Below are 19,595 nucleotides of genomic sequence, written 5' to 3'. Positions count from 1 at the left end.
AGGCGGATCGACGAACGTCATTGCCGGCTATCCCCGCGCCGTGTCAGGCCGTATCGATTGAAACCACAGTGTCGGGAAGCAGCTTCATGGAACGACGGGAATTTCTGGGATTCGCGGGAATCGCGGCGGGTGCGCTTGGCGGAGGCTGGCCGCTCCGGGTTCTGGCGCAGACCGGCGGCGATGCCGCGTTCAACGCGCTGGCCGACAGGTTGTTCTACGAACAGCTGCTGATCGAGCCCGAAAACGCGACGCGCCTTGGCCTGGACAAGGGCACTCGCGCCGGCTTGCGGTCACGGCTCGACGATTACAGCGAGGCCGGGAAAGAGGCGTCGCGGGCGTTCAACGAACGCGCTTTGGCCGCGATGCGCGGCGTGGATGCGGGCAGCCTCAGCGCCGCGGCCCGGTTGAACCGGGATGTGCTGGTTTACAAGTTCGAGCAGGACCTCGTCGGCGAGCCGTTCGGGCTGGACGACGTGGAAAATCCCTATCCGATCACGCAGCAGAGCGGCGTCTATTTCAGTGTTCCCGACTTTCTCGACAGCCAGCACCCGGTCGAGAACGCCGATGACGCCGAAGCCTATCTTGCGCGGCTGCGCGCCTTCGCTTTCGCGCTGGACGACGAAACCGCGCGGCAGCGGCGCGAGGCCGCGCGCGGGTTGATCGCGCCGGTCTGGTCGATCGATCTGGTGCTGAAGCAGATGCGCGCGCTGCGCGCACCGTCGCCCGAAAAGAACGCCATGGTGCGATCGCTGGTCAAACGAACGACGGCGAAGAGCGTGGCAGGCGACTGGGAAAGCCGGGCTGCCCGGATCGTGGCGGGAGACGTCTATCCCGCGCTCGATCGCCAGATCGCGCTGATGCAGCAGTTGCGTGGACGCACGCGGCCGGGCGATGGCGCGTGGCGTCTGCCCAAGGGGGACGAGATCTATGCGCTGGCGCTGCGCAAGGCGACCACCACCGATCACACGGCCGAGCAGGTCCACAAGATCGGGCTGGAGCAGGTGGCCGACATTTCCGCCAAGCTCGATGCGATCCTGAAAGGCGCGGGCTTCACCACCGGTTCGGTGGGGGCGCGGCTGACCGCGCTCAACGCCTCGCCCGCGCAACGCTATCCGAATACCGATCAGGGGCGCCTGGACCTGATCGCCAGCCTGAACGCGGGCATCGCGGCCATGACGCAGAAGCTGCCGCGCGCCTTCCGCGACATTCCGTCCGAGCCGCTGGAAATCCGCCGCGTTCCCGTGGAAATCCAGGACGGCGCACCGAACGGGTATTACTATTCCGCCCCACTCGATGGTTCGCGCCCGGCGATCTACTGGATCAACCTGAAGGACGTGGCCGACTGGCCGAAATATTCGCTGCCGGCGCTGACGTATCACGAGGGGATTCCCGGCCACCACTTGCAGGGCGGCTACACCCGCAGCGGCGGGAACCTGCCGATGTTCCTGAAGGACTATTTCATCTCCGCCTATGGCGAGGGCTGGGCGCTCTATGCCGAGCAGCTGGCCGACGAACTAGGCGGATACACCGGCATCGAAAGCGCCGGCTATCTCCAGTCCTTCCTGTTCCGCGCGGCGCGTCTGGTGGTCGATACCGGGCTGAACCACTACCGCTGGAGCCGTGAGAAAGCGACCGACTACCTCGTCAACACAGTGGGCTTCGCGCGGCCGCGCAGCCAGCGCGAGATCGAGCGCTATTGCGCCTCGATCGGGCAGGCGTGCAGCTACAAGATGGGTCACACGGCCTGGGTTGCTGCGCGCACCAAGGCGCAGCAGGCACTGGGCGACCGCTTCAGCCTGCCCTGGTTCCACGACATCCTGAAGGAAGGCGTGATGCCGCTGTCGATGCTGGAGCGGCGGGTGGACGAACGGATCGCCGAAGCGAAGCGCGGCTGAAAATGGTGGGCTGAGGGCTTGTCGGCTCTCAGCCTTCCGCCATCTCCGCGAGTTCCAGCCAGCGTTCCTCGGCCGCGTCCTTGTCGGCCCGGACCTTTTCCAGCGCGGCCATCAGCGCATCGAATTTCTTCGGATCGCGCGCGTAGAGGTCCGGATCGGCCAGCTGCGCTTCGCCGCGCGCAATGGCGGCATCGAGCTCTTCGATCTTTTTGGGCAGCAGCTCGTAATCGCGCTGATCCTTGTAGGAGAGCTTGCCCTTCTTCGCGGTCGGGGGAGGCGGCGGCGGGGCGCTTTCCGCCTTGGGAGCAGCCTTGACCGGCGCCACGCGCGCCTTGCGCTGCTTTTCCCAGTCGGCATAGCCACCGGCCACGACATCGACCTTGCCCGATCCGTCCAGCCCCAGCGTGATGGTGACGGTGCGATCGAGAAAGTCGCGGTCGTGGCTGACGATCAGCACGGTGCCGTCATAGTCCGCGATCACTTCCTGCAGCAGATCGAGCGTTTCGAGATCGAGGTCGTTCGTCGGCTCGTCCAGCACCAGCAGGTTGGACTTGCGGGCGAATTCGCGCGCGAGCAGCAGACGCGAGCGTTCGCCGCCCGACAGCGTGCCGACGCGCGCCTCGACGAGGCCGGGATCGAACAGGAAGTCCTTGAGATAGCCCTGGATGTGCTTGCGTTCGCCGCGCACGTCGATCCAGTCGCCGCCTTCGGCCAGCACGTCGCGCACGCGCTTTTCCGGCGACATCAGGCTGCGTTGCTGGTCGATCATCACGCCGCTGAGCGTCTTGGCCAGCGTGACCGTCCCGCTGTCGGGCTGGAGTTCGCCGGTCAGCAGCTTGAGCAGCGTGGTCTTGCCCGCGCCGTTCGCGCCGACCACGCCGATGCGGTCACGCCGGGTGATGCGCAGGCTGAAATCCTTAATGATCGCGCGCGCGCCGGCGCCTTCGCCGAACGTCTTGGTGACGTGATCGGCGACGATCACCGCCTTGCTCTTGGCCTCGTCGTCGCTGGCGATGGCAAGCTTGGCGGCGCCTTGCGGGCTGAGCATCGCGGCGCGCTGGGCGCGCATTTCCCAGAGCTTTTCAAGCCGGCCCTGGTTGCGCTTGCGCCGGGCGGTGACGCCGCGTTCCAGCCAGTGCGCCTCGATCTTCAGCTTGGCGTCGAGCTTGTCGGCGGCGCGGGCCTCCTCGGCATAGACCTGCTCCATCCACGCTTCGTAGCCGCCGAAGCCGATGTCCTTGCGGCGCAGCGAACCGCGATCGAGCCACAGCGTGGCGCGGGTGAGCCGTTCGAGGAACGTGCGGTCGTGGCTGATGACCACGAACGCGCCGGTATAGCGCTGGAGCCAGGATTCGAGCCAGTCGATCGCGGCGAGATCGAGGTGGTTGGTCGGTTCGTCCAGCAGCAGGATGTCGGGATCGGACGCCAGCGCGCGGGCCAGCGCGGCGCGGCGGCGTTCGCCGCCGCTGGCGCTTTCGGCCTTGCGGCCCATATCGATGCCAAGCTGGCTGGCGATGGCTTCCACCTCGTGCCGTTCCGGCGCGTCCGGCCCGTGCAGCGCGAAATCCATCAGCGTATCGAACCCGGTGAAGAACGGATCCTGTTCCAGCGTCACCAGCCGCACGCCGGGCTGGATGGAACGCTTGCCTTTGTCCGCATCGATCTGCCCGGCAATCAGGCGCAGCAGCGTGGTCTTGCCCGCGCCGTTGCGGCCGATCAGCGCCAGCCGGTCGCGCGGGCCGATGTGGAGGTCAAGATCGCGGAAAAGCCAGCCGGTGCCCTGGAGAAGCCCAAGGCCCTCCCAGCTCAAGATCGGTGCTGCTGCCATGGCGCGCGCTTAGCCGCAGGTGGACGGAAGGTCTAGGGTCAGGACTCCCGGCCCGCACCTTTTTGCCTGAACCGCCGCCGGCAACCGCATTCACGCCTTGTTCAATGCTCCGGCTCTAGGCAAAGCAGCATCATGCGCTGGATCATCGCCTTTACCGCTCTCGGGTTCGCGGCCTTGCCTGCAACGGCCTTTTCGGCCCCGAACCGTCCTGACGCCCAGGGCGAAGTCCGCCGCGACCTGCGCGCGGGCAACGTGCGATCGCTGCGCGAGATCGAGCGGACCGTGTTGCCGACCAAGCCGGGGATGCAATACCTGGGGCCGGAATACGATCCCGCCGCGATGGTCTATCGCCTGAAGTTCATTCGCGAAGGCCATGTCATGTTCGTCGACGTGGATGCGCGCACCGGGCAGGTGCTGGGCGAATCCCGCTGATCTTTCCGTTCCTTGACCGTTCAGGTTCAAGGGATCATCTAGCAATCCTGAACACGTAACCGCGCGCTCTCCGGCATGGGAGCGGGCGAGCAGCAGGGGACAGCCTTACATGCGCATCCTGATCGTCGAGGACGAACCGACCCTCGGCAAGCAGCTCAAGGCCACGCTGGAACACAATGGCTACGCCGTCGATCTTTCCACCGATGGCGAGGACGGCCATTTTCTCGGCTCGACCGAGGACTATGACGCGGTGATCCTCGATCTCGGCCTGCCCGAGATCGACGGGCTGACCGTGCTGGGCATGTGGCGCAAGGAAGGGCGCAAGTTCCCCGTGCTGGTGCTGACCGCGCGCGACAGTTGGTCCGACAAGGTGGCCGGGCTGGACGCGGGCGCGGACGACTATCTCGCCAAGCCTTTCCAGACGGAGGAACTGATCGCCCGCCTGCGCGCGCTGATCCGTCGCGCCTCGGGCAATTCCTCGTCCGAGCTGATCGCGGGCGACGTGCGGCTCGATACCCGTTCGGGCCGCGTCACGCTGAACGGCGAGCCGGTGAAGCTGACGGCGCAGGAATACAAGCTGCTGTCTTACCTGCTGCACCACAAGGGCAAGGTCGTCAGCCGTACCGAACTGATCGAGCATATCTACGACCAGGACTTCGACCGGGATTCGAACACGATCGAGGTGTTCGTCACCCGCATCCGCAAGAAGCTGGGGCCGGACGTGATCACCACGATCCGGGGGCTGGGCTACAGCCTCGACGATCCGGCGCAGCCGGGGCGCGGCTGACGACCGGGGCTTGGCCCGCGTCGCCGCGGGACATGAAACGTGTCCGGGGCTAGCGGGCAGGGAACTGAGAGCGTGACCACCACCGCGCAGGAACCGAAAACCGCGCCGCACACCGGATCGCTGGCGCGGCGCATGATGCTGATCGCGTTCGCGTGGATCACGGTGCTGCTGCTGGGCGGTGGGCTCGCGCTCGACCGCACGCTGACCGGCCTGGTCACGCGCAATTTCGACGAACAGCTTGGCTATATGCTGACCGCCATGGTCGCTTCCGCCGAAATCGGGCCGGATGGCGAGGTGTTCTTCAACCGGCCGCTCGGCGACCAGCGCTTTCTGGAACCCAACAGCGGCCTCTACTGGCAGATCAGCGGGCAGGGGCACGAGGATTTCCCCTCGCGCTCGCTGTGGGACCGCACGCTCAAGCTGCAGAGCGACCATGTCGATACCGAACCGCACATCTACGACAGCGGCCAGTTCGAGGGCGAACGGCTGCGGATGATCGAGCGGTCGGTGATCCTGCCCGGCAGCAATACGCTGTGGCAGTTCGCCGTCGCCGCCAGCCGCAGCGAACTCGACGCGCAGATCCGGCGCATCCGTTCGATCCTGATCTGGTCGTTCGTGGTGCTGGGGCTGGGCCTGTTCGGCATGGCGGCGTTGCAAACCTATTACGGGCTGGGACCGTTGCGGCGCGTGCGGCGGGCGATCGCGGCGATGCGCGAAGGCGGAGCAAGCCGCGTCAACGAACCGCTGCCGCTGGAAGTGCAGCCGCTGGTGCTGGAGCTGAACGCGCTGCTCGAACATTCGGAGCGGCAGGCGGAGGAAGCGCGCACCCACGCGGGCAACCTTGCCCATGCGCTCAAGACGCCACTGACGGTGGTAATGAACGCGGCCACGGCCAAGGCTTCGGATCTGGCCGATACGGTGATCCGCGAGGCGGCGGTGATGCGGCGACAGGTCGATCACCACCTTGCCCGCGCGCGCGCCGTTGGCCGCCGCGCAACCGGCCTTTCGCGCGCGGTGGTGTGGGAAAGCGCCGAAGCGGTGGAGCGGGCGGTCACGCGACTCTATCCCAAGGTCCGCTTCGACATGGACGGCAGCCGCGAGGCGCAGGTGGCGATCGAACGGCAGGACTTGGACGAGATCCTCGGCAACCTGATCGAGAACGCGGCCAAGTATGGGGGCGGCAGCGTGTTCATCACCGTGGACGCGAACCCGGCGGACCCGAAGTTCTGCGACATCTGGGTCGAGGACGACGGCATGGGCATTCCCGAGGAAGCGCGCGAGCGCATCTTCGATCGGGGCGCGCGGCTGGATACCGGCAAGCCAGGGACCGGGCTGGGCCTCGCCATCGTGCGCGACGTGGCCGAGCTTTATGGTGGCTCGATCGCGCTGAACGAAAGCGAGGATCTGGGGGGATTGCTCACCACGCTGCGCCTGCCGCGCGTGGTGGTGAAGTAGAGCGGCCTAGCGCTCGCGCGGATGGGCGTTGCGATAGACGTCCAGCAGCGTTGCCGCGTCCACCTTGGTGTAGATCTGCGTTGAACTGAGGCTGGCGTGGCCCAGTAGCTCCTGCAACGAACGCAAGTCCGCGCCCGCGCCCAGCAGGTGCGTGGCGAAACTGTGCCGCAAGGCGTGCGGCGTGGCGGTGGGGGGCAGGCCCAGCACCGTGCGGGCGCGGGCGACGGCCTTCTGCACCATGCCCTGCGCCAGCGGTCCGCCCTTGGCTCCCCGGAACAGCGGGGCGTCCTTGGTCAGCGGCCAGGGCACCTTGGCGGCATAGTCCTCCACGGCGGCGCGCACGATCGGGAGGATCGCGACGACGCGCTGGCGGTTGCCCTTGCCGGTGACGACGAGCGATTCGCCCAGCGGCAGGACGGCGGCCGGCAGCGCCAGCGCCTCGGCAATGCGCAAGCCCGCACCGTAGAGCAGCAGCAGCACGGCACGATCGCGCGCGGCGATCCATTCCTCGCTGGCGTCTTCGGCGACCATAGCGGCGAGGTTGACCGCCTCGTCCGGGGTGATCGGGCGGGGCAGGCCCTTCTTGACGCGCGGGCCGCGCAGGCGGGGCGGCGCGATCCCGGTCTCGCCCGATTGTTCGCGCGCGAAAGCGATGAACGACTTGATCGCCGACAGTTCGCGCGCGGCGGAGACATTGCCGATCCCGTCCGCCCGGCGCGCGGCAAGGTGCGTGCGCAGCGTGGTAGGATCGAGCCGGGCGAGCGAGGCCCAGCCCTGCGCGGGCGGCAGCGCGGAGAGCAGGCGCGTGGCGGTGGCGAGATAGGCGCGCACCGTATGCTGGGAACGGCGCCGCGCCAGCGAAAGGTGCTGGCCCCAGGCTTCGAGGATGTCCTGCGGCGTCATGCCGCGACCAGGCTTGCGGGCACGAGTTCGGCCAGCAGCGCGTCGAGCAGCGGCATGCCCTTTCCGGTCACGGCCAGCCGGTCGCCGGTATCGTTCAGCAGGCCCAATCCGGTGTAGAACGCGCGCTTGGTGGGCACCACGAGATCGCTTTCGGCAAAGCCGAACCGCGCCGCCAGCGCCTTCACGTCCACGCCTTCGGCCAGCCGCAGGCCCATCAGCATCGCTTCGGATGCCTGTTCCGCCGTGCCCAGCGCGCGCTGTTCGGCGATGCCGTGTGCCTGCGCGTCCACCGCTTTGAGGAAGTTCTCCGGCTTGCGGTGGCGCACCGTGGCCACGCCGCCGCGCCGACCGTGGGCACCCGGGCCGATGCCGGCATAGTCGCCATAGCGCCAGTACGTCAGGTTGTGGCGGCTTTCCTCGCCGGGGCGGGCGTGGTTGCTGATCTCGTAGGCGGGCAGGCCGGCGCGCTCGGTGAGTTCGCGGGTCAGGCCGAAAAGCGTGCCGGCCGCGTCATCGTCGAGCGGCGTGAAGCGGCCTTCGCGCACCAGCGTGGCGAAGCGCGTGCCCGACTCGATCGTCAACTGGTACAGCGAGAGGTGGCCGGTGCCGTAGGCCAAGGCGCGGGTCAGTTCGGCTTCCCAGCTTTCGGGCGTGTGATCCGGCCGGGCATAGATCAGGTCGAAGCTGACGCGGCGGAAATGCCGCTGCGCCACGGCGAGCGCGGCCAGCCCTTCGCTGGCGTCATGAAGTCGGCCAAGGAAGCGCAACGCGGCATCGTCGAGAGCCTGCAACCCCAGCGACACCCGGTTGATGCCGGCCTGCGCCAGCGCGGCGAAGTTGGCTGCTTCCACCGAGGAGGGGTTGGCTTCGAGCGTGATCTCGATGTCGTCGGCAAATCGCCAATGCCGGCTCGCCTGCGCGATCAGGCTTTCGACCAGTGCGGGCGGCATCAGCGATGGCGTGCCCCCGCCGAAGAAGATCGAGGTCAGTTCGCGGCCGCCGGTAAGGCTTGCCTCGTGCGCCATGTCCGCCAGCAGCGCGGCCTGCCACTGGGTCATGTCCGTAAGTTCGCGGACATGGCTGTTGAAGTCGCAATAGGGGCACTTCGCCAAACAGAACGGCCAGTGGATATAAAGCGCGAGCGGCGTCATCGGCCCGGTTCTACTCCGGGAACTGTTCCGCGACCAGCTTGGCGAAGGCATCCGCGCGGTGGCTGATGCGATGCTTTTCCTCCGGATCGAGTTCGGCGAAGGTGCGCGTGCCGCCGGCGGGCACGAACACCGGATCGTAGCCGAAGCCCAGCGTGCCGCGCGGCGGCCAGGTCAGCGTGCCGGGGGCGCGGCCTTCATAGACGGCGCTGGCGCCATCGGGCCAAGCGATGGCGAGGACGCAGGCGAAGTATCCGTCGCGCGGGGTATCCGGCCCCTGTTCGCACAGCTTCCCCTCGACCTTGCCCATGGCCATGTACCAATCGCGACCGGGGCCGCCTTCATAGGGCGCGGCTTCGGCCCAGTCGGCGGTATAGACGCCGGGCGCGCCGCCCAGCGCGGCGACGCAGAGGCCGGAATCGTCGGCCAGCGCCGGCAGGTTCGCCGCTTCCGCCGCCGCGCGCGCCTTGATCAGCGCGTTTTCCACGAAGGTCGTGCCGGTTTCCGCCGGTTCGGGCAGCCCGAGCTCACCGGCGGACAGGCATTCCATGCCATAGGGCGCGAGCAGCGCCTGGATTTCGCGGAGCTTGCCCTTGTTGTGCGTGGCGATGACGAGTTTGCCGCGCGCGAGGCGGGGCGTCACCGCGCGACGGCCTTGGCCTGTGCCTCGAAGATTTGCGCGCAGCCCATGCGCGCGAGGCGGAGCAGGCGGAGCAGACCCTCCTCGTCATAAGTCGCGCCTTCGGCGGTGGCTTGCACCTCGGCAATCTTGCCGCCGTCGATCAGCACGAAGTTGGCGTCGGCATCGGCGGACGAATCCTCGATATAGTCGAGGTCCAGCACCGGCACGCCGTTCACGATCCCGCACGAGATCGCGGCGACCTTCTCGGTCAGCGGATCGTCGTTGATCGCGCCAGCGTCGATCAGCTTCTGCACGGCGAGACGCAACGCGACCCACGCGCCCGAGATGGACGCGGTGCGGGTGCCGCCATCGGCCTGGATCACGTCGCAATCGAGCGTGATCTGGCGTTCGCCCAGCTTCTTCAGGTCGGTCACGGCGCGCAGGCTGCGGCCGATCAGGCGCTGGATTTCCTGGGTGCGGCCCGACTGCTTGCCCTTGGCCGCCTCACGACTGCCGCGCGTGTGGGTGGCGCGGGGCAGCATCGAGTATTCCGCCGTCACCCAGCCTTCGCCCTTGCCGCGCATGAACGGCGGCACGCGCTCTTCCACCGACGCGGTGACCAGCACCTTGGTATCGCCGAATCCGATCAGGACCGAACCTTCGGCGTGCTTGGTGAAGTTGGTCTCGATCGTGATGGCGCGCATTTCGTCTGCGGCGCGGCCGGAAGGACGCATGGTGTTTATCCTGCAAATCCGCCTGCCGGAGACAGACGGGTGTTGAAAGTTGCGGTGGCCCTACGCGCAATGCCCTTGAGCCTGCAAGCCCGCCGTCTACATTGCACGATTATGGCTTCGCTTCCGCTCACCGAACTGTCCAGCCGCGCCCGCGATATTTTCCGGCTCGTGGTGGAGGGCTATATCGCCAGCGGTCAGCCGGTCGGCTCCAAGACGCTGGCGGGCACGGGCGGCGTCAACCTGTCGCCCGCCTCGATCCGATCGGTGCTGCAGGAATTGCAGGACGCCGGGCTGCTGGCCGCCCCCCACACCAGCGCCGGCCGGATGCCCACCGAAATCGGCCTGCGCCTGTTTGTCGATGGCATCATGCAGGTGGCGGAACCTTCGGCCGCAGAGCGCGCGCAGATCCAGCGGGGCCTTGCCGAAGGCGGTACGATCGAGGCGGCGCTTAACGCCGCGTCGCTGGCGCTGTCGGAACTGTCCGCCGGCGCGGGTGTCGTGATGGTGCCCCGGCGCGAGCCGCGGCTTATGCAGCTTTCCTTCATGGCCCTTTCGCCGGGGAGGGCTCTGGCGGTGCTGGTGGGCGAGGATGGCGCGATCGAGAACCGGCTGATCGACCTGCCGGCGGACGTTCCGCCCCATGCGCTGGAGCAGGCAGGCAATTACCTGACGCACAAGCTGATGGGGCGCACGCTGGGCGAAGCCGCCGTGGAAATCCGGCGCGACATTGCGGGCGGGCGGTCCGCGCTCGACACCGCCAGTCGCGATCTGGTGGAGCGGGGGCTGGCGATCTGGTCGATCGACGCGGCGCAGCGCCCGGTGCTGGTGGTGCGCGGGCAGGCCAACTTGCTGGACGAGGCCGCGCTGGGCGACATCGAGCGCGTGCGCCAGCTGCTGGACCAGTTGGAGAATGCCGAGGCGATCGCCGGCGTGCTCGATGCCGCGCGCGATGCCGAATCGACGCGGATTTTCATCGGCAGTGAGAACCGCCTATTCTCGCTATCCGGCTCGTCGGTGATCGCTTCGCCGTGGCGCGATGCGGAAGGGCGCGTCGTCGGCGTGGTGGGGGTTATCGGACCGACGCGGTTGAATTATGCGCGCGTTGTCCCCATGGTGGATTTCACGGCTCAATCGTTGAGCAAACTCATCGGACAAGACGGATTTTCGAGAAAATGACGGATAACGAGACACGCCCGCTGGACGAAGCTGCACAGGCAGAACTGAAGGGTGTGCCGGATGAACTGATCGATTCGGCGGGCAGCGACGACGAACTGGCCAAGCTGCGCGAGGAGCTTGAGGCGGCCAAGCAGGACATTCTTTACGCCAAGGCGGAAACGCAGAACCTGCGTCGCCGCATGGAAAAGGACATTGCGGACACGCGCGCCTATGCCGCCACCGGCTTCGCGCGCGACATTCTGTCGGTCGCCGACAACCTGGCGCGCGCGCTGGAATCGATCCCCGCGGACTTGCGCGATGACGAGAAGTTCAAGAACCTCGTCGCCGGGCTGGAAGCAACTGGTCGCGAGATCGAGAAGGTTTTCGCCGGCCATGGCATCAGCCGGATCGCCGCCACGGGGCTGCCGCTCGATCCGCACCAGCATCAGGCGATGATGGAAGTGCCTTCCGCCGATGCCGAACCCGGCACCGTGCTGCAGGAGCTTCAGGCCGGCTATATGATCAAGGACCGCCTGCTGCGGCCCGCGATGGTGGCCGTGGCCAAGAAGCCGGACTGAGCCGGACGACGGGGGCGAGCGCTGGCGCGTCAGCGCGCCAGCAGTTCCTCCAACTCGTCGGTCGCATAAAGGTCGGCGAACACCATGGCCATGATGTGCAGCGTGGCGGCGTGCTCTTCGTCGCTCAGCGCGGCGTTGGCGTCCGCGGCGATCAGCACGCGGTAGTTCAACTGCATCGCATCGCGCGCAGTGCTTTCGCAACAGCAGTTGGTCAGCGTCCCCGTGATGAGCACGGTGTCGATCCCGCGTTCCCGCAGCAAGGCGTCGAGCGCGCAAGTGCCCGGTGTGAACGCACTGAACCGATGCTTGTCGAGGAGCTGATCGCCCGGCGCGACATCGAGTGCGGGCGAGAGCTGCCAGTAGTGCGCGCCGGGGGTGAACGCCGCCTTGTGGCCCGTGGCGGCCGCGCCCTGGCGGATCATGAAATTGGACCAGCTTGCATCGCCTTCGGGCGAACTGGTGTAGCGCAGGAACACGTTGGTGCCCCCGGCGGCCCGCACCGCGCGCGTGATCCGGTTGATGTTGGCGACTATGCTCCGCGCTTCGGGCACTTCCACAGGCGCGCCCGGCTCCATGAAGCCGTTCTGCATGTCGACCACGATGTGCGCCAGGCGGCGCGGATCGATATCGTCAAACACATTGCGCACGCCGCCGCGCCCGGCGGCAAGGCGATCGAGAATGGCGGCGTGATCGACATGGTGCGGCATGGCATCCTCCGGTGGATTATCAGCCACTTGTCGATCACGAAGCGCATGGCGAGTCTGCCCGCTTCCTGCCGCGCTTCCAGCCCGTGAAACGCAACTGCTGCACGGTTCGTCGCAAGCGGCGGAACGCGGCCCCCGGTTCGCGCGTCGCCTGCGCAAGAAACGGAGACACATCATGCGTAAGTTCCTGATTGCCTCGCTTGTTCTGGGTTCCGCGGTGACGCTGGGCGGGTGTTCGCGCAACTATGCGGCCGAAGGCGGCCTCCTCGGCGCGGCGGCCGGTGCCGGTGTGGCGGCTGCGACGGGCGGTGACGCCGGCACCGGCGCCGCGATCGGCGGCGCCGTCGGCGCGCTCGGCGGCTCGCAGATCAAGAAGCACGGCGGCCGGTGCTACCGCGTGGATCGCAACGGCTACGAATACGAAGTGCGCTGCTGATTTGCGAACGGAAGAATCGCCCGCAGCTCGGCGAGAGAAGGGGCGTCCCCGGCGGGATGCCCCTTTTGCGCGAGAAAGGCATGCCGGACGATTTCCGCCTGCTGCTCGATGCCATAACGGACGAACGGCTTGGCCGGCACGTAGCGGTAATCATAGCGGCAGAACGGATGGCGCATCAGCGGCAGATACCATCGCCCCGCGCGCTGGGCCTGCCACACATGCGTCATCTCGTGAATGAACAGTCCTTGCAGCGATAGCGTCGCCGCGCCGAAATCATCGCAGTAGTGCGGGCCGGCGGGATGAAAATGGAGATGGCCCATCGGCGCCATCACCACGTTGCGCGGCTGGAACGGAAAGAAGCGCCGGCGCTTGACGCGTACCGGCCCGACATCGATGGCCCCGCCGAAAACCTCACGCACCAGCGCGCATTCGCGTGCGGTGAGCGGCCTGTCGCCGCCCACCGGACACGTTTGCGCCGGTGCGGCGATCACATCTTGTGGTCCATGTGCTCCATACCGCCCATCGCGTCATCGCCGCCGGCGTTCTTTACCTTGGCCACGACCGTGGCCTTGTCGCCGTTGTCGAGTGTGATGGTCAGTTCGGTAGTGCCGCCGGCCTTCAGCGTATCGGCCACGTCGAAGAGCATGACGTGGAAGCCGCCGGGCTTGAATTCCACGGTCTTGCCCGGCTCCAGTGCCACGTCCTTGACCGGGGCCATCGACGAGACGCCGTTCTCCATCTTGCTTTCGTGCATTTCCGCCCGGCCGACGCCATCGACATGCACCGCCGCAACCTTGCGCGGCGCGCCGTTCCCCTGCGAAACCGTGAAGTAGGCGACGCCGGGACGGCCGGCGACGACGGGAAGCTGCACTATCGCGTCGGTCAGGGCGATTCCGGGCGCGTTCTCGGGCGTGGCGTCGGCGCTCGACGAGGCCGCTGCAGGCTCCTGTGGCGCCTTCTCGCCGCATCCTGCAAGCGCGAGAGCAAGGCCCGAAAGTCCCGCCAGAACGTAGAGCCGCATCGTTGATCCTCCAGTTGAAAATTCCTGTGACGATCTAGGCGCGGTCAGGCCTTGTGCCAAGTCAAACCGAACCTATATCGGCCGCGTCGGAGCCGCCGACCGGCGTCTGCCCTTCGCGGGGGGCGCCATGTGCGCGGTGTCTAATCTGGAAGGAAATGGGGAAACCATGGCTAAAGTTATCGGTATCGACCTGGGTACGACCAACAGCTGCGTTGCGGTGATGGACGGGGGCACGCCCAAGGTCATCGAAAATTCGGAAGGCGCGCGCACGACGCCTTCGATCGTCGCCTTCACCAAGGACGGCGAACGTCTGATCGGCCAGCCGGCGAAGCGCCAGGCCGTGACCAATCCGGACAACACCATCTTCGCGGTCAAGCGTCTGATCGGCCGTCGTTTCGACGATCCGCTGACCCAGAAGGACACGGAACTTGTTCCCTACACGATCGTGAAGGGCAAGAATGGCGATGCCTGGGTCAAGGCCGGTGGCCAGGACTACAGCCCTTCGCAGATTTCCGCCTTCACGCTGCAGAAGATGAAGGAAACCGCCGAAGCCTATCTGGGCGAGACGGTGACGCAGGCGGTCATTACCGTTCCCGCGTACTTCAACGACGCACAGCGCCAGGCGACCAAGGACGCCGGCCAGATCGCGGGCCTGGAAGTGCTGCGCATCATCAACGAGCCGACCGCGGCAGCGCTGGCCTATGGCCTCGATAAGCAGGACGGCAAGACGATCGCGGTCTATGACCTTGGCGGCGGCACCTTCGACATCTCGATCCTGGAGATCGGCGATGGCGTGTTCGAGGTCAAGTCCACCAACGGTGACACGTTCCTGGGCGGTGAAGACTTCGATACCGCGCTGGTCGAATACCTGGCGGACAAGTTCAAGTCGAAGGAGAACATGGATCTCCGCACCGACAAGCTTGCGCTCCAGCGTCTGAAGGAAGCGGCGGAAAAGGCCAAGATCGAACTGTCGTCGGCCCAGACGACCGAGATCAACCTGCCGTTCATCACCGCGCGCATGGAAGGCGGCAGCACCACCCCGCTGCACCTCGTCGAAACGATCACCCGCGCCGATCTGGAAAAGCTGGTCGCCGGCCTGATCCAGCGCACGCTCGATCCTTGCAAGAAGGCGCTGGCTGATGCCGGTCTTTCGGCCAAGGACATCGACGACGTGGTGCTGGTGGGCGGCATGACCCGCATGCCCAAGGTTCGCGAAGTGGTGAAGGACTTCTTCGGCAAGGACCCGCACACCGGCGTGAACCCGGACGAAGTCGTCGCCATGGGCGCGGCGATCCAGGCCGGCGTGCTGCAGGGCGACGTCAAGGATGTGCTGCTGCTCGACGTGACCCCGCTTTCGTTGGGCATCGAGACGCTGGGCGGGATCATGACCAAGATGATCGACCGCAACACCACGATCCCGACCAAGAAGAGCCAGGTCTATTCGACTGCCGAGGACAACCAGCAGGCGGTGACGATCCGGGTCTTCCAGGGCGAGCGCGAAATGGCGCAGGACAACAAGCTCCTCGGCCAGTTCGACCTCGTGGGCATTCCGGCCGCGCGGCGCGGCGTGCCGCAGATCGAGGTGACGTTCGACATCGACGCCAACGGCATCGTCAACGTCAGCGCCAAGGACAAGGGCACCGGCAAGGAGCAGCAGATCCGCATCCAGGCTTCGGGTGGCCTCAGCGATTCCGACATCGACCAGATGGTCAAGGATGCCGAGAAGTTCGCCGAGGAAGACAAGAAGCGGCGTGAGGCGGCCGAGGCGCGCAACAATGCCGACAGCCTTGTCCACGCCACCGAGCGTCAGCTTGAGGAGCATGGTGACAAGATCGACGCCGCGCTGAAGGCCGAGATCGAAGCCGCCATCGCGGAAACCCGGACGGCCATCGAAGGGGGCAACCCCGACGACATGAACGCCAAGACCCAGGCGCTGACCGAAAAGGCGATGAAGCTGGGCCAGGCGATCTACGAGAAGGAACAGGCCGCGGCGGCTTCGCCGGGCGCCGAAGCGCCGAAGGCCGACGACGATGTGGTCGACGCCGAGTTCTCGGAAGTCGACGACAACAAGGCTTGATGTTGCGATGAAACGAACCCGCCATTCGCGCGCGAGCGCGGGTGGCGGGTGACGTTGGGGCTGTTTTATGGCAACCGAAGCCGACTACTACGAACTGCTCGAAATCGAGCGCACGGCGGATGACAAGACGATCAAGTCTTCGTTCCGCAGGCTGGCGATGCGCTTTCACCCGGACAAGAATCCGGGCTGCGCCGAATCCGAAGCCAAATTCAAGCAGATCAACGAGGCCTACGCCTGCCTGTCCGATCCGCAGAAGCGGGCGGCTTACGACCAGTACGGCCATGCTGCGTTCCAGCAGGGCGGGCCAGGTGGTGGTGGCGGCTTCGGTGGCGGGGCCGACTTCGGTGATCTGGGCGACATTTTCGAAACGATCTTCGGCGGCGGCGCGTTCGGCGGCGGGCGCCAGCAGGCGCGGCGCGGCGCGGACTTGCGCTATGACATGGAAGTGACGCTGGAAGAGGCGTTCCATGGCAAGACCGCGGAAATCACGGTCGAGGTTTCGCAGAAGTGCGATCCCTGCGACGGTTCGGGCGCGGAGCCGGGCACCGGTGCGCGGCGCTGCAACCTGTGCGGCGGGCACGGCAAGGTGCGCGCGCAACAGGGCTTCTTCATGGTCGAGCGGACCTGTCCGACCTGCCATGGCCGGGGCGAAGTGATCGAGAAGCCCTGCCGGTTCTGCCGGGGCGAGGGCCGCGTCGATCTGGATCAGACGCTGGAAGTGGCGATCCCCGCCGGCGTCGACAACGGCACGCGTATCCGCCTTGCCGGCAAGGGCGAAGCGGGGCCGTTCGGCGCGCCTCCGGGCGATCTCTACATCTTCCTGCACGTCAAGCGCCACCGCGTGTTCGAACGCGAGGGGACGACCCTGCTTACGCGCGCGCCGATCAGCTTCACCACCGCGGCGCTGGGCGGTGAGATCGAGATTCCGGGGCTGGATGGCAAACGCCATACCGTGGAGATTCCGGCGGGCATCCAATCGGGCAAGCAGCTGCGCAAACGTGGCGCGGGCATGCCCGTGCTGCAGGGGCGCGGCATGGGCGATCTGGTGATAGAGGTGATGGTGGAAACGCCGACCCGGCTTTCCGCGCGGCAAAAGGAATTGCTGCGCGAGTTCCAGGCGACCGAGACCGGCGAGGAATGCCCGCAATCGAAAGGGTTCTTCGAACGCCTCAAGGAAGCGTGGAGCGACCTGACCGAATAGTCGAATTGGCGAGGGGCAGGGCCGGCGCGTCTATCGCGGTTCGCCCGGCTCCGTTTCCGCGAAGGCGGCTTCCACTTCCGCGATGACGCGGTCGACCATTCCGGGTTCCGCGCGAAGGCGGTCCTGTTCTTCGTGCAGGACAGCGAGGAACGCCTGCCGTTTTGCCTGGCGCACGATGCTTTCGCCAAGCGGAGGCTCCACCGTGGAGGCGAGCAGGTCGATCATCCGTTCGGCGCCGTGCAGGCGGCCCCAGAGATAGTCGTTCTCGCGATAGGCGCGGCTGAAGAAGGCGCCGAAGTTGAAGAACTCCACGCCGCGCAGGCAATCGAGCGTGCCGCCGGCGCGGATCGATGTGGCATCGTCGGGCGAGATGCGATCGACCTTGATCGGATCGAATTCGCCCATGCCTTCGCCCTGCAACAGCGGCAGCGTGGCGACATCGTAAAACGGGAAGCCGAGATAGGCGTGGAGGAAGCGCCGCCGCAGCGGCTTGTCCATCGCTTCAAGCGCCGCCACGATCATCGCATCGACCTTGAGGTCGATCCCGGTCAGGTCGCGCCGCGCCGCGATGGCGGCAAGGACCGCCCCCGGATCGCTGGCGACCACGGCGGCGGAGGCGGCGAAGCCGGGGCCAAGACCGGCGGCGGTTTCGCGCCCCTGATAGAGCGCTTGTGCCCGATAGACGGTATCGCGCGCCGCATCGCGCGCTTCGGGAGTAATTCCTTCGGCCTCGTCCCAGTCATACGTCAGGCGGCGGGCGAGAAGCTTCAGCCGGCGGATGCGGAAACCGATGTCGTGCGCCCGGAAAAACCCGATGGCGCCCTCTGTCGCGCCGCCCTTGCGCTCGGCCAGCTTGTCGAGACCGGCGGACTGCACAAGATGCGCCCACAGCACGCTCTCGATTTCCGCGCGCGGCGCGGCATCGGGCGCGGCTTCCACGATCAGGTCCACCAGATCGCTGACGATTCCGGCGAATTTGACCTGGGCATAGCCATGGAAGGCATAGCCAGCCTGCTCTGCGGCGGCCTGTTGCGCCTTGTTCCGCCAATTGGTCAGGCGCTTGCGGTTGGGCTGGTCGAAGAACAGGGTGTAGCCGAAAAGGCGTTCGACCGTTTCCTCGATTTCCGGCTGCAGCGCATCGACGATCGAGCGCAACCGCGCGCGTTCGCGCGATTGCTGTTCCAGCGTCTCCAGATTGTCGCGGATCGGCTGTTCGCGCGGGATCGACGACAGCGAGCCGAAGATCGCGGAGAAGAAGCCGACAGTGCGGCCGCTGCGTTCCTCGTAACGGACGTGATCGGGGCTGGGATCGATATAGACGAAGCGGCGGTCAACCTCGCGCTCCGCCGGACGGTTGCGCAGCACGCCCATCGCCTGCGCGAAGGGCCGGTTGACCAGCACCGCGCCATCGACCAGCGCGACTTCGCCCACTTCCCCGCGCCTCCAGCGGCTGGGCATGATGCGCTGGAGGAAGCGGTCGCGCCCTGGCCAGCCCATGCGGCGCTCCTGCACGAGGCGGTCGATCTCGGCCACCATCAGCGGTGGAAACGCGCCAGGGAAGCTGGCGGTTGATCGCGCGGCGAAAACGAGTTCCGCCCGCGCGGCAAGATCGCTGCCCGGCCCGATGCCGGCCACCCGGCTGAAGGCGATGGCCAGCCGGTGTTCGCTTTCTTCCACCAGCGGCGGGCTGTTGAGTCGCAGTTCCTCGAGGTGGCCGTTGAAATCGGTTGCGGTGACGAGAAGGTCGAGTGGATGGCCGGCGGGAAGCAGCGGAGCCGCGCCGGCGTGTTCCGCCGTACTCTCTCCCATCGCTTCCAGCGCTTCGGCCAGCAGACGCGAGAAGCCGATACCGCTGAACGGGGGGGCGAACCAGCGCGCGCGGATCAGGCTGGAAACCTTGCGCCGCACCTCGGCACGGATGCGCGGGGCCACCATGCGCATCACGGCATTGCCGGGGCGGGCCAGCACGAACCACACGATCGGTTGCGCCCAGAACTTGGCGAAGCGGCTCCACGGCTTGGCGTCGGGATCGAGCAGCACGTCGACGTCGGCCTTTTCCAGCCACAGCGTCGTCAGCGGTTCGAGGCTCTGCCCGCTGATCAGCGCCTGGGCCAGCAGCACCCCGTTGATGCCGCCCGCGCTGGTTCCCGAGATGATGTCCGGCAGGATGCGCAGCCGCAGGCCGCGTTCGCGCTGGATCGTTTCGAGAAGGTCGAGATAGACTTTCTCCAAGCCGGTCGACGGGGCGAACCTGGCGGGATCGTCCGCGTGAAGCGCGCGGCTGGCGCGCGTGGCGTACCACAATTCCTTGGTGACGCCATGCATGTAAACCGCAAGGCTGATCCCGCCGAAGCAGACCAGGGCTATGCGCAATTCCTTTTGCCGCATGGTGCGCAGCATGGCAGCGAAGCGCGTCCGCCGCCAGTGCCATGTTGCACCGTTCGCAAACAATCGATGCAGCATCAACGACCGGTTGCGAGCTGTAAACAAAACCGACAGATTTCAGCATCTAGCGCGATAACACTTCCATTTTGCGGCATTTTCCGGCGATGGCGGTGAGCCGGAAATTGTCAGATTCACCGACGCTTTACCCTTCCGGGCTATGACGGCCGATGATGG

18 protein-coding genes are annotated in these 19,595 nt (G+C 66.6%); 9 read left to right on the top strand and 9 right to left on the bottom strand.

The window, feature by feature from the left end:
- Positions 1-86: 86 nt before the first annotated feature.
- Positions 87-1,895, top strand: a complete 1,809-nt coding sequence (locus tag FA702_RS03210; protein ID WP_136954998.1) for a DUF885 family protein — start codon at positions 87-89, stop codon at positions 1,893-1,895.
- 28 nt (positions 1,896-1,923) lie between these two features.
- On the opposite strand, the gene FA702_RS03205 is transcribed toward FA702_RS03210, so the two are convergent.
- A complete protein-coding gene (locus FA702_RS03205; RefSeq protein ID WP_136954997.1) occupies positions 1,924-3,723 on the bottom strand; it encodes an ABC-F family ATP-binding cassette domain-containing protein in 1,800 nt (599 codons plus the stop codon).
- Between the two features lie 132 nt (positions 3,724-3,855).
- Between FA702_RS03205 and FA702_RS03200 the strand changes: the two genes are divergently transcribed.
- The 3 genes from FA702_RS03200 (at position 3,856) to FA702_RS03190 (ending at position 6,397) form a co-directional block, all read left to right on the top strand.
- Entirely contained in the window at positions 3,856-4,155 is a 300-nt protein-coding gene (locus FA702_RS03200; RefSeq protein ID WP_136954996.1) for a PepSY domain-containing protein, read from the top strand.
- Between the two features lie 109 nt (positions 4,156-4,264).
- A complete protein-coding gene (locus tag FA702_RS03195) occupies positions 4,265-4,942 on the top strand; it encodes a response regulator transcription factor (RefSeq protein ID WP_136954995.1) in 678 nt (225 codons plus the stop codon).
- A gap of 132 nt (positions 4,943-5,074) precedes the next feature.
- A complete protein-coding gene (locus FA702_RS03190) occupies positions 5,075-6,397 on the top strand; it encodes a sensor histidine kinase KdpD (RefSeq protein ID WP_136957243.1) in 1,323 nt (440 codons plus the stop codon).
- A gap of 6 nt (positions 6,398-6,403) precedes the next feature.
- Here FA702_RS03190 and FA702_RS03185 read toward each other — a convergent pair whose 3' ends face one another.
- The 4 genes from FA702_RS03185 to rph are packed head-to-tail and all read right to left on the bottom strand — an operon-like array spanning position 6,404 to position 9,804.
- A complete protein-coding gene (locus FA702_RS03185) occupies positions 6,404-7,300 on the bottom strand; it encodes a tyrosine recombinase XerC (RefSeq protein ID WP_136954994.1) in 897 nt (298 codons plus the stop codon).
- A complete protein-coding gene (gene hemW / locus FA702_RS03180) occupies positions 7,297-8,451 on the bottom strand; it encodes a radical SAM family heme chaperone HemW (protein WP_136954993.1) in 1,155 nt (384 codons plus the stop codon). The genes FA702_RS03185 and hemW overlap by 4 nt, the downstream gene beginning before the upstream one ends.
- 10 nt (positions 8,452-8,461) lie before the next feature.
- Positions 8,462-9,091 carry an RdgB/HAM1 family non-canonical purine NTP pyrophosphatase gene (rdgB, locus tag FA702_RS03175; protein WP_136954992.1) on the bottom strand — a complete coding sequence of 210 codons (630 nt, stop codon included), beginning with the start codon at positions 9,089-9,091 and terminating at the stop codon, positions 8,462-8,464.
- The gene (gene rph, locus FA702_RS03170) at positions 9,088-9,804 is read right to left on the bottom strand and encodes a ribonuclease PH (protein WP_136954991.1); all 717 of its coding nucleotides are present in this window, start codon (positions 9,802-9,804) and stop codon (positions 9,088-9,090) included. The genes rdgB and rph overlap by 4 nt, the downstream gene beginning before the upstream one ends.
- Positions 9,805-9,915: 111 nt before the next feature.
- On the opposite strand from rph, the gene hrcA reads away from it, so the two are divergent.
- Together hrcA and grpE are read left to right on the top strand one after the other, a co-directional pair.
- Positions 9,916-10,980: a heat-inducible transcriptional repressor HrcA gene (gene hrcA / locus FA702_RS03165; protein ID WP_136954990.1), complete on the top strand. Its 1,065-nt coding sequence runs from the start codon at positions 9,916-9,918 to the stop codon at positions 10,978-10,980.
- On the top strand, positions 10,977-11,537 hold the full coding sequence (grpE, locus tag FA702_RS03160) for a nucleotide exchange factor GrpE (RefSeq protein ID WP_136954989.1): 561 nt from the start codon (positions 10,977-10,979) through the stop codon (positions 11,535-11,537). The genes hrcA and grpE overlap by 4 nt, the downstream gene beginning before the upstream one ends.
- A gap of 29 nt (positions 11,538-11,566) precedes the next feature.
- Here grpE and FA702_RS03155 read toward each other — a convergent pair whose 3' ends face one another.
- Entirely contained in the window at positions 11,567-12,271 is a 705-nt protein-coding gene (locus tag FA702_RS03155; protein WP_255504689.1) for a cysteine hydrolase family protein, read from the bottom strand.
- A gap of 145 nt (positions 12,272-12,416) precedes the next feature.
- Between FA702_RS03155 and FA702_RS03150 the strand changes: the two genes are divergently transcribed.
- On the top strand, positions 12,417-12,677 hold the full coding sequence (locus tag FA702_RS03150) for a glycine zipper domain-containing protein (RefSeq protein WP_136954988.1): 261 nt from the start codon (positions 12,417-12,419) through the stop codon (positions 12,675-12,677).
- On the opposite strand, the gene FA702_RS03145 is transcribed toward FA702_RS03150, so the two are convergent.
- Together FA702_RS03145 and FA702_RS03140 are read right to left on the bottom strand one after the other, a co-directional pair.
- On the bottom strand, positions 12,653-13,138 hold the full coding sequence (locus tag FA702_RS03145) for a vgr related protein (protein ID WP_136954987.1): 486 nt from the start codon (positions 13,136-13,138) through the stop codon (positions 12,653-12,655). The two genes, FA702_RS03150 and FA702_RS03145, sit on opposite strands and share 25 nt — an antisense overlap.
- Before the next feature lie 26 nt (positions 13,139-13,164).
- Positions 13,165-13,698 (bottom strand): copper chaperone PCu(A)C, encoded by a 534-nt coding sequence (locus FA702_RS03140; RefSeq protein WP_136954986.1) that lies wholly within the window; start codon positions 13,696-13,698, stop codon positions 13,165-13,167.
- Between the two features lie 166 nt (positions 13,699-13,864).
- On the opposite strand from FA702_RS03140, the gene dnaK reads away from it, so the two are divergent.
- Both dnaK and dnaJ read left to right on the top strand, forming a co-directional pair.
- Complete coding sequence (dnaK, locus tag FA702_RS03135) at positions 13,865-15,775, top strand: molecular chaperone DnaK (protein ID WP_136954985.1); 1,911 nt, start codon at positions 13,865-13,867, stop codon at positions 15,773-15,775.
- A 67-nt stretch (positions 15,776-15,842) separates the two neighbouring features.
- On the top strand, positions 15,843-16,976 hold the full coding sequence (dnaJ, locus tag FA702_RS03130; RefSeq protein ID WP_136954984.1) for a molecular chaperone DnaJ: 1,134 nt from the start codon (positions 15,843-15,845) through the stop codon (positions 16,974-16,976).
- A 30-nt stretch (positions 16,977-17,006) separates the two neighbouring features.
- Here the strand turns inward: dnaJ and FA702_RS03125 are convergent, their stop codons facing one another.
- A complete protein-coding gene (locus tag FA702_RS03125) occupies positions 17,007-19,364 on the bottom strand; it encodes a patatin-like protein (protein WP_136957241.1) in 2,358 nt (785 codons plus the stop codon).
- Positions 19,365-19,595 lie beyond the last annotated feature (231 nt).

This window comes from Novosphingobium sp. EMRT-2 (assembly GCF_005145025.1).
In the GTDB taxonomy this organism is placed as follows: domain Bacteria; phylum Pseudomonadota; class Alphaproteobacteria; order Sphingomonadales; family Sphingomonadaceae; genus Novosphingobium.
This window is presented reverse-complemented; position numbering and strand designations above follow the sequence as displayed.

What these genes read in the sequence shown, in the direction of transcription:
- FA702_RS03210 (WP_136954998.1), top strand. Translation starts at nt 87, where the DNA reads ATGGAACGACGGGAATTTCTGGGATTCGCGGGAATCGCGGCGGGTGCG.
- FA702_RS03205 (WP_136954997.1), bottom strand. Translation starts at nt 3,723, where the DNA reads ATGGCAGCAGCACCGATCTTGAGCTGGGAGGGCCTTGGGCTTCTCCAG.
- FA702_RS03200 (WP_136954996.1), top strand. Translation starts at nt 3,856, where the DNA reads ATGCGCTGGATCATCGCCTTTACCGCTCTCGGGTTCGCGGCCTTGCCT.
- FA702_RS03195 (WP_136954995.1), top strand. Translation starts at nt 4,265, where the DNA reads ATGCGCATCCTGATCGTCGAGGACGAACCGACCCTCGGCAAGCAGCTC.
- FA702_RS03190 (WP_136957243.1), top strand. Translation starts at nt 5,075, where the DNA reads ATGATGCTGATCGCGTTCGCGTGGATCACGGTGCTGCTGCTGGGCGGT.
- FA702_RS03185 (WP_136954994.1), bottom strand. Translation starts at nt 7,300, where the DNA reads ATGACGCCGCAGGACATCCTCGAAGCCTGGGGCCAGCACCTTTCGCTG.
- hemW (WP_136954993.1), bottom strand. Translation starts at nt 8,451, where the DNA reads ATGACGCCGCTCGCGCTTTATATCCACTGGCCGTTCTGTTTGGCGAAG.
- rph (WP_136954991.1), bottom strand. Translation starts at nt 9,804, where the DNA reads ATGCGTCCTTCCGGCCGCGCCGCAGACGAAATGCGCGCCATCACGATC.
- hrcA (WP_136954990.1), top strand. Translation starts at nt 9,916, where the DNA reads ATGGCTTCGCTTCCGCTCACCGAACTGTCCAGCCGCGCCCGCGATATT.
- grpE (WP_136954989.1), top strand. Translation starts at nt 10,977, where the DNA reads ATGACGGATAACGAGACACGCCCGCTGGACGAAGCTGCACAGGCAGAA.
- FA702_RS03150 (WP_136954988.1), top strand. Translation starts at nt 12,417, where the DNA reads ATGCGTAAGTTCCTGATTGCCTCGCTTGTTCTGGGTTCCGCGGTGACG.
- FA702_RS03140 (WP_136954986.1), bottom strand. Translation starts at nt 13,698, where the DNA reads ATGCGGCTCTACGTTCTGGCGGGACTTTCGGGCCTTGCTCTCGCGCTT.
- dnaK (WP_136954985.1), top strand. Translation starts at nt 13,865, where the DNA reads ATGGCTAAAGTTATCGGTATCGACCTGGGTACGACCAACAGCTGCGTT.
- dnaJ (WP_136954984.1), top strand. Translation starts at nt 15,843, where the DNA reads ATGGCAACCGAAGCCGACTACTACGAACTGCTCGAAATCGAGCGCACG.
- FA702_RS03125 (WP_136957241.1), bottom strand. Translation starts at nt 19,364, where the DNA reads ATGCGGCAAAAGGAATTGCGCATAGCCCTGGTCTGCTTCGGCGGGATC.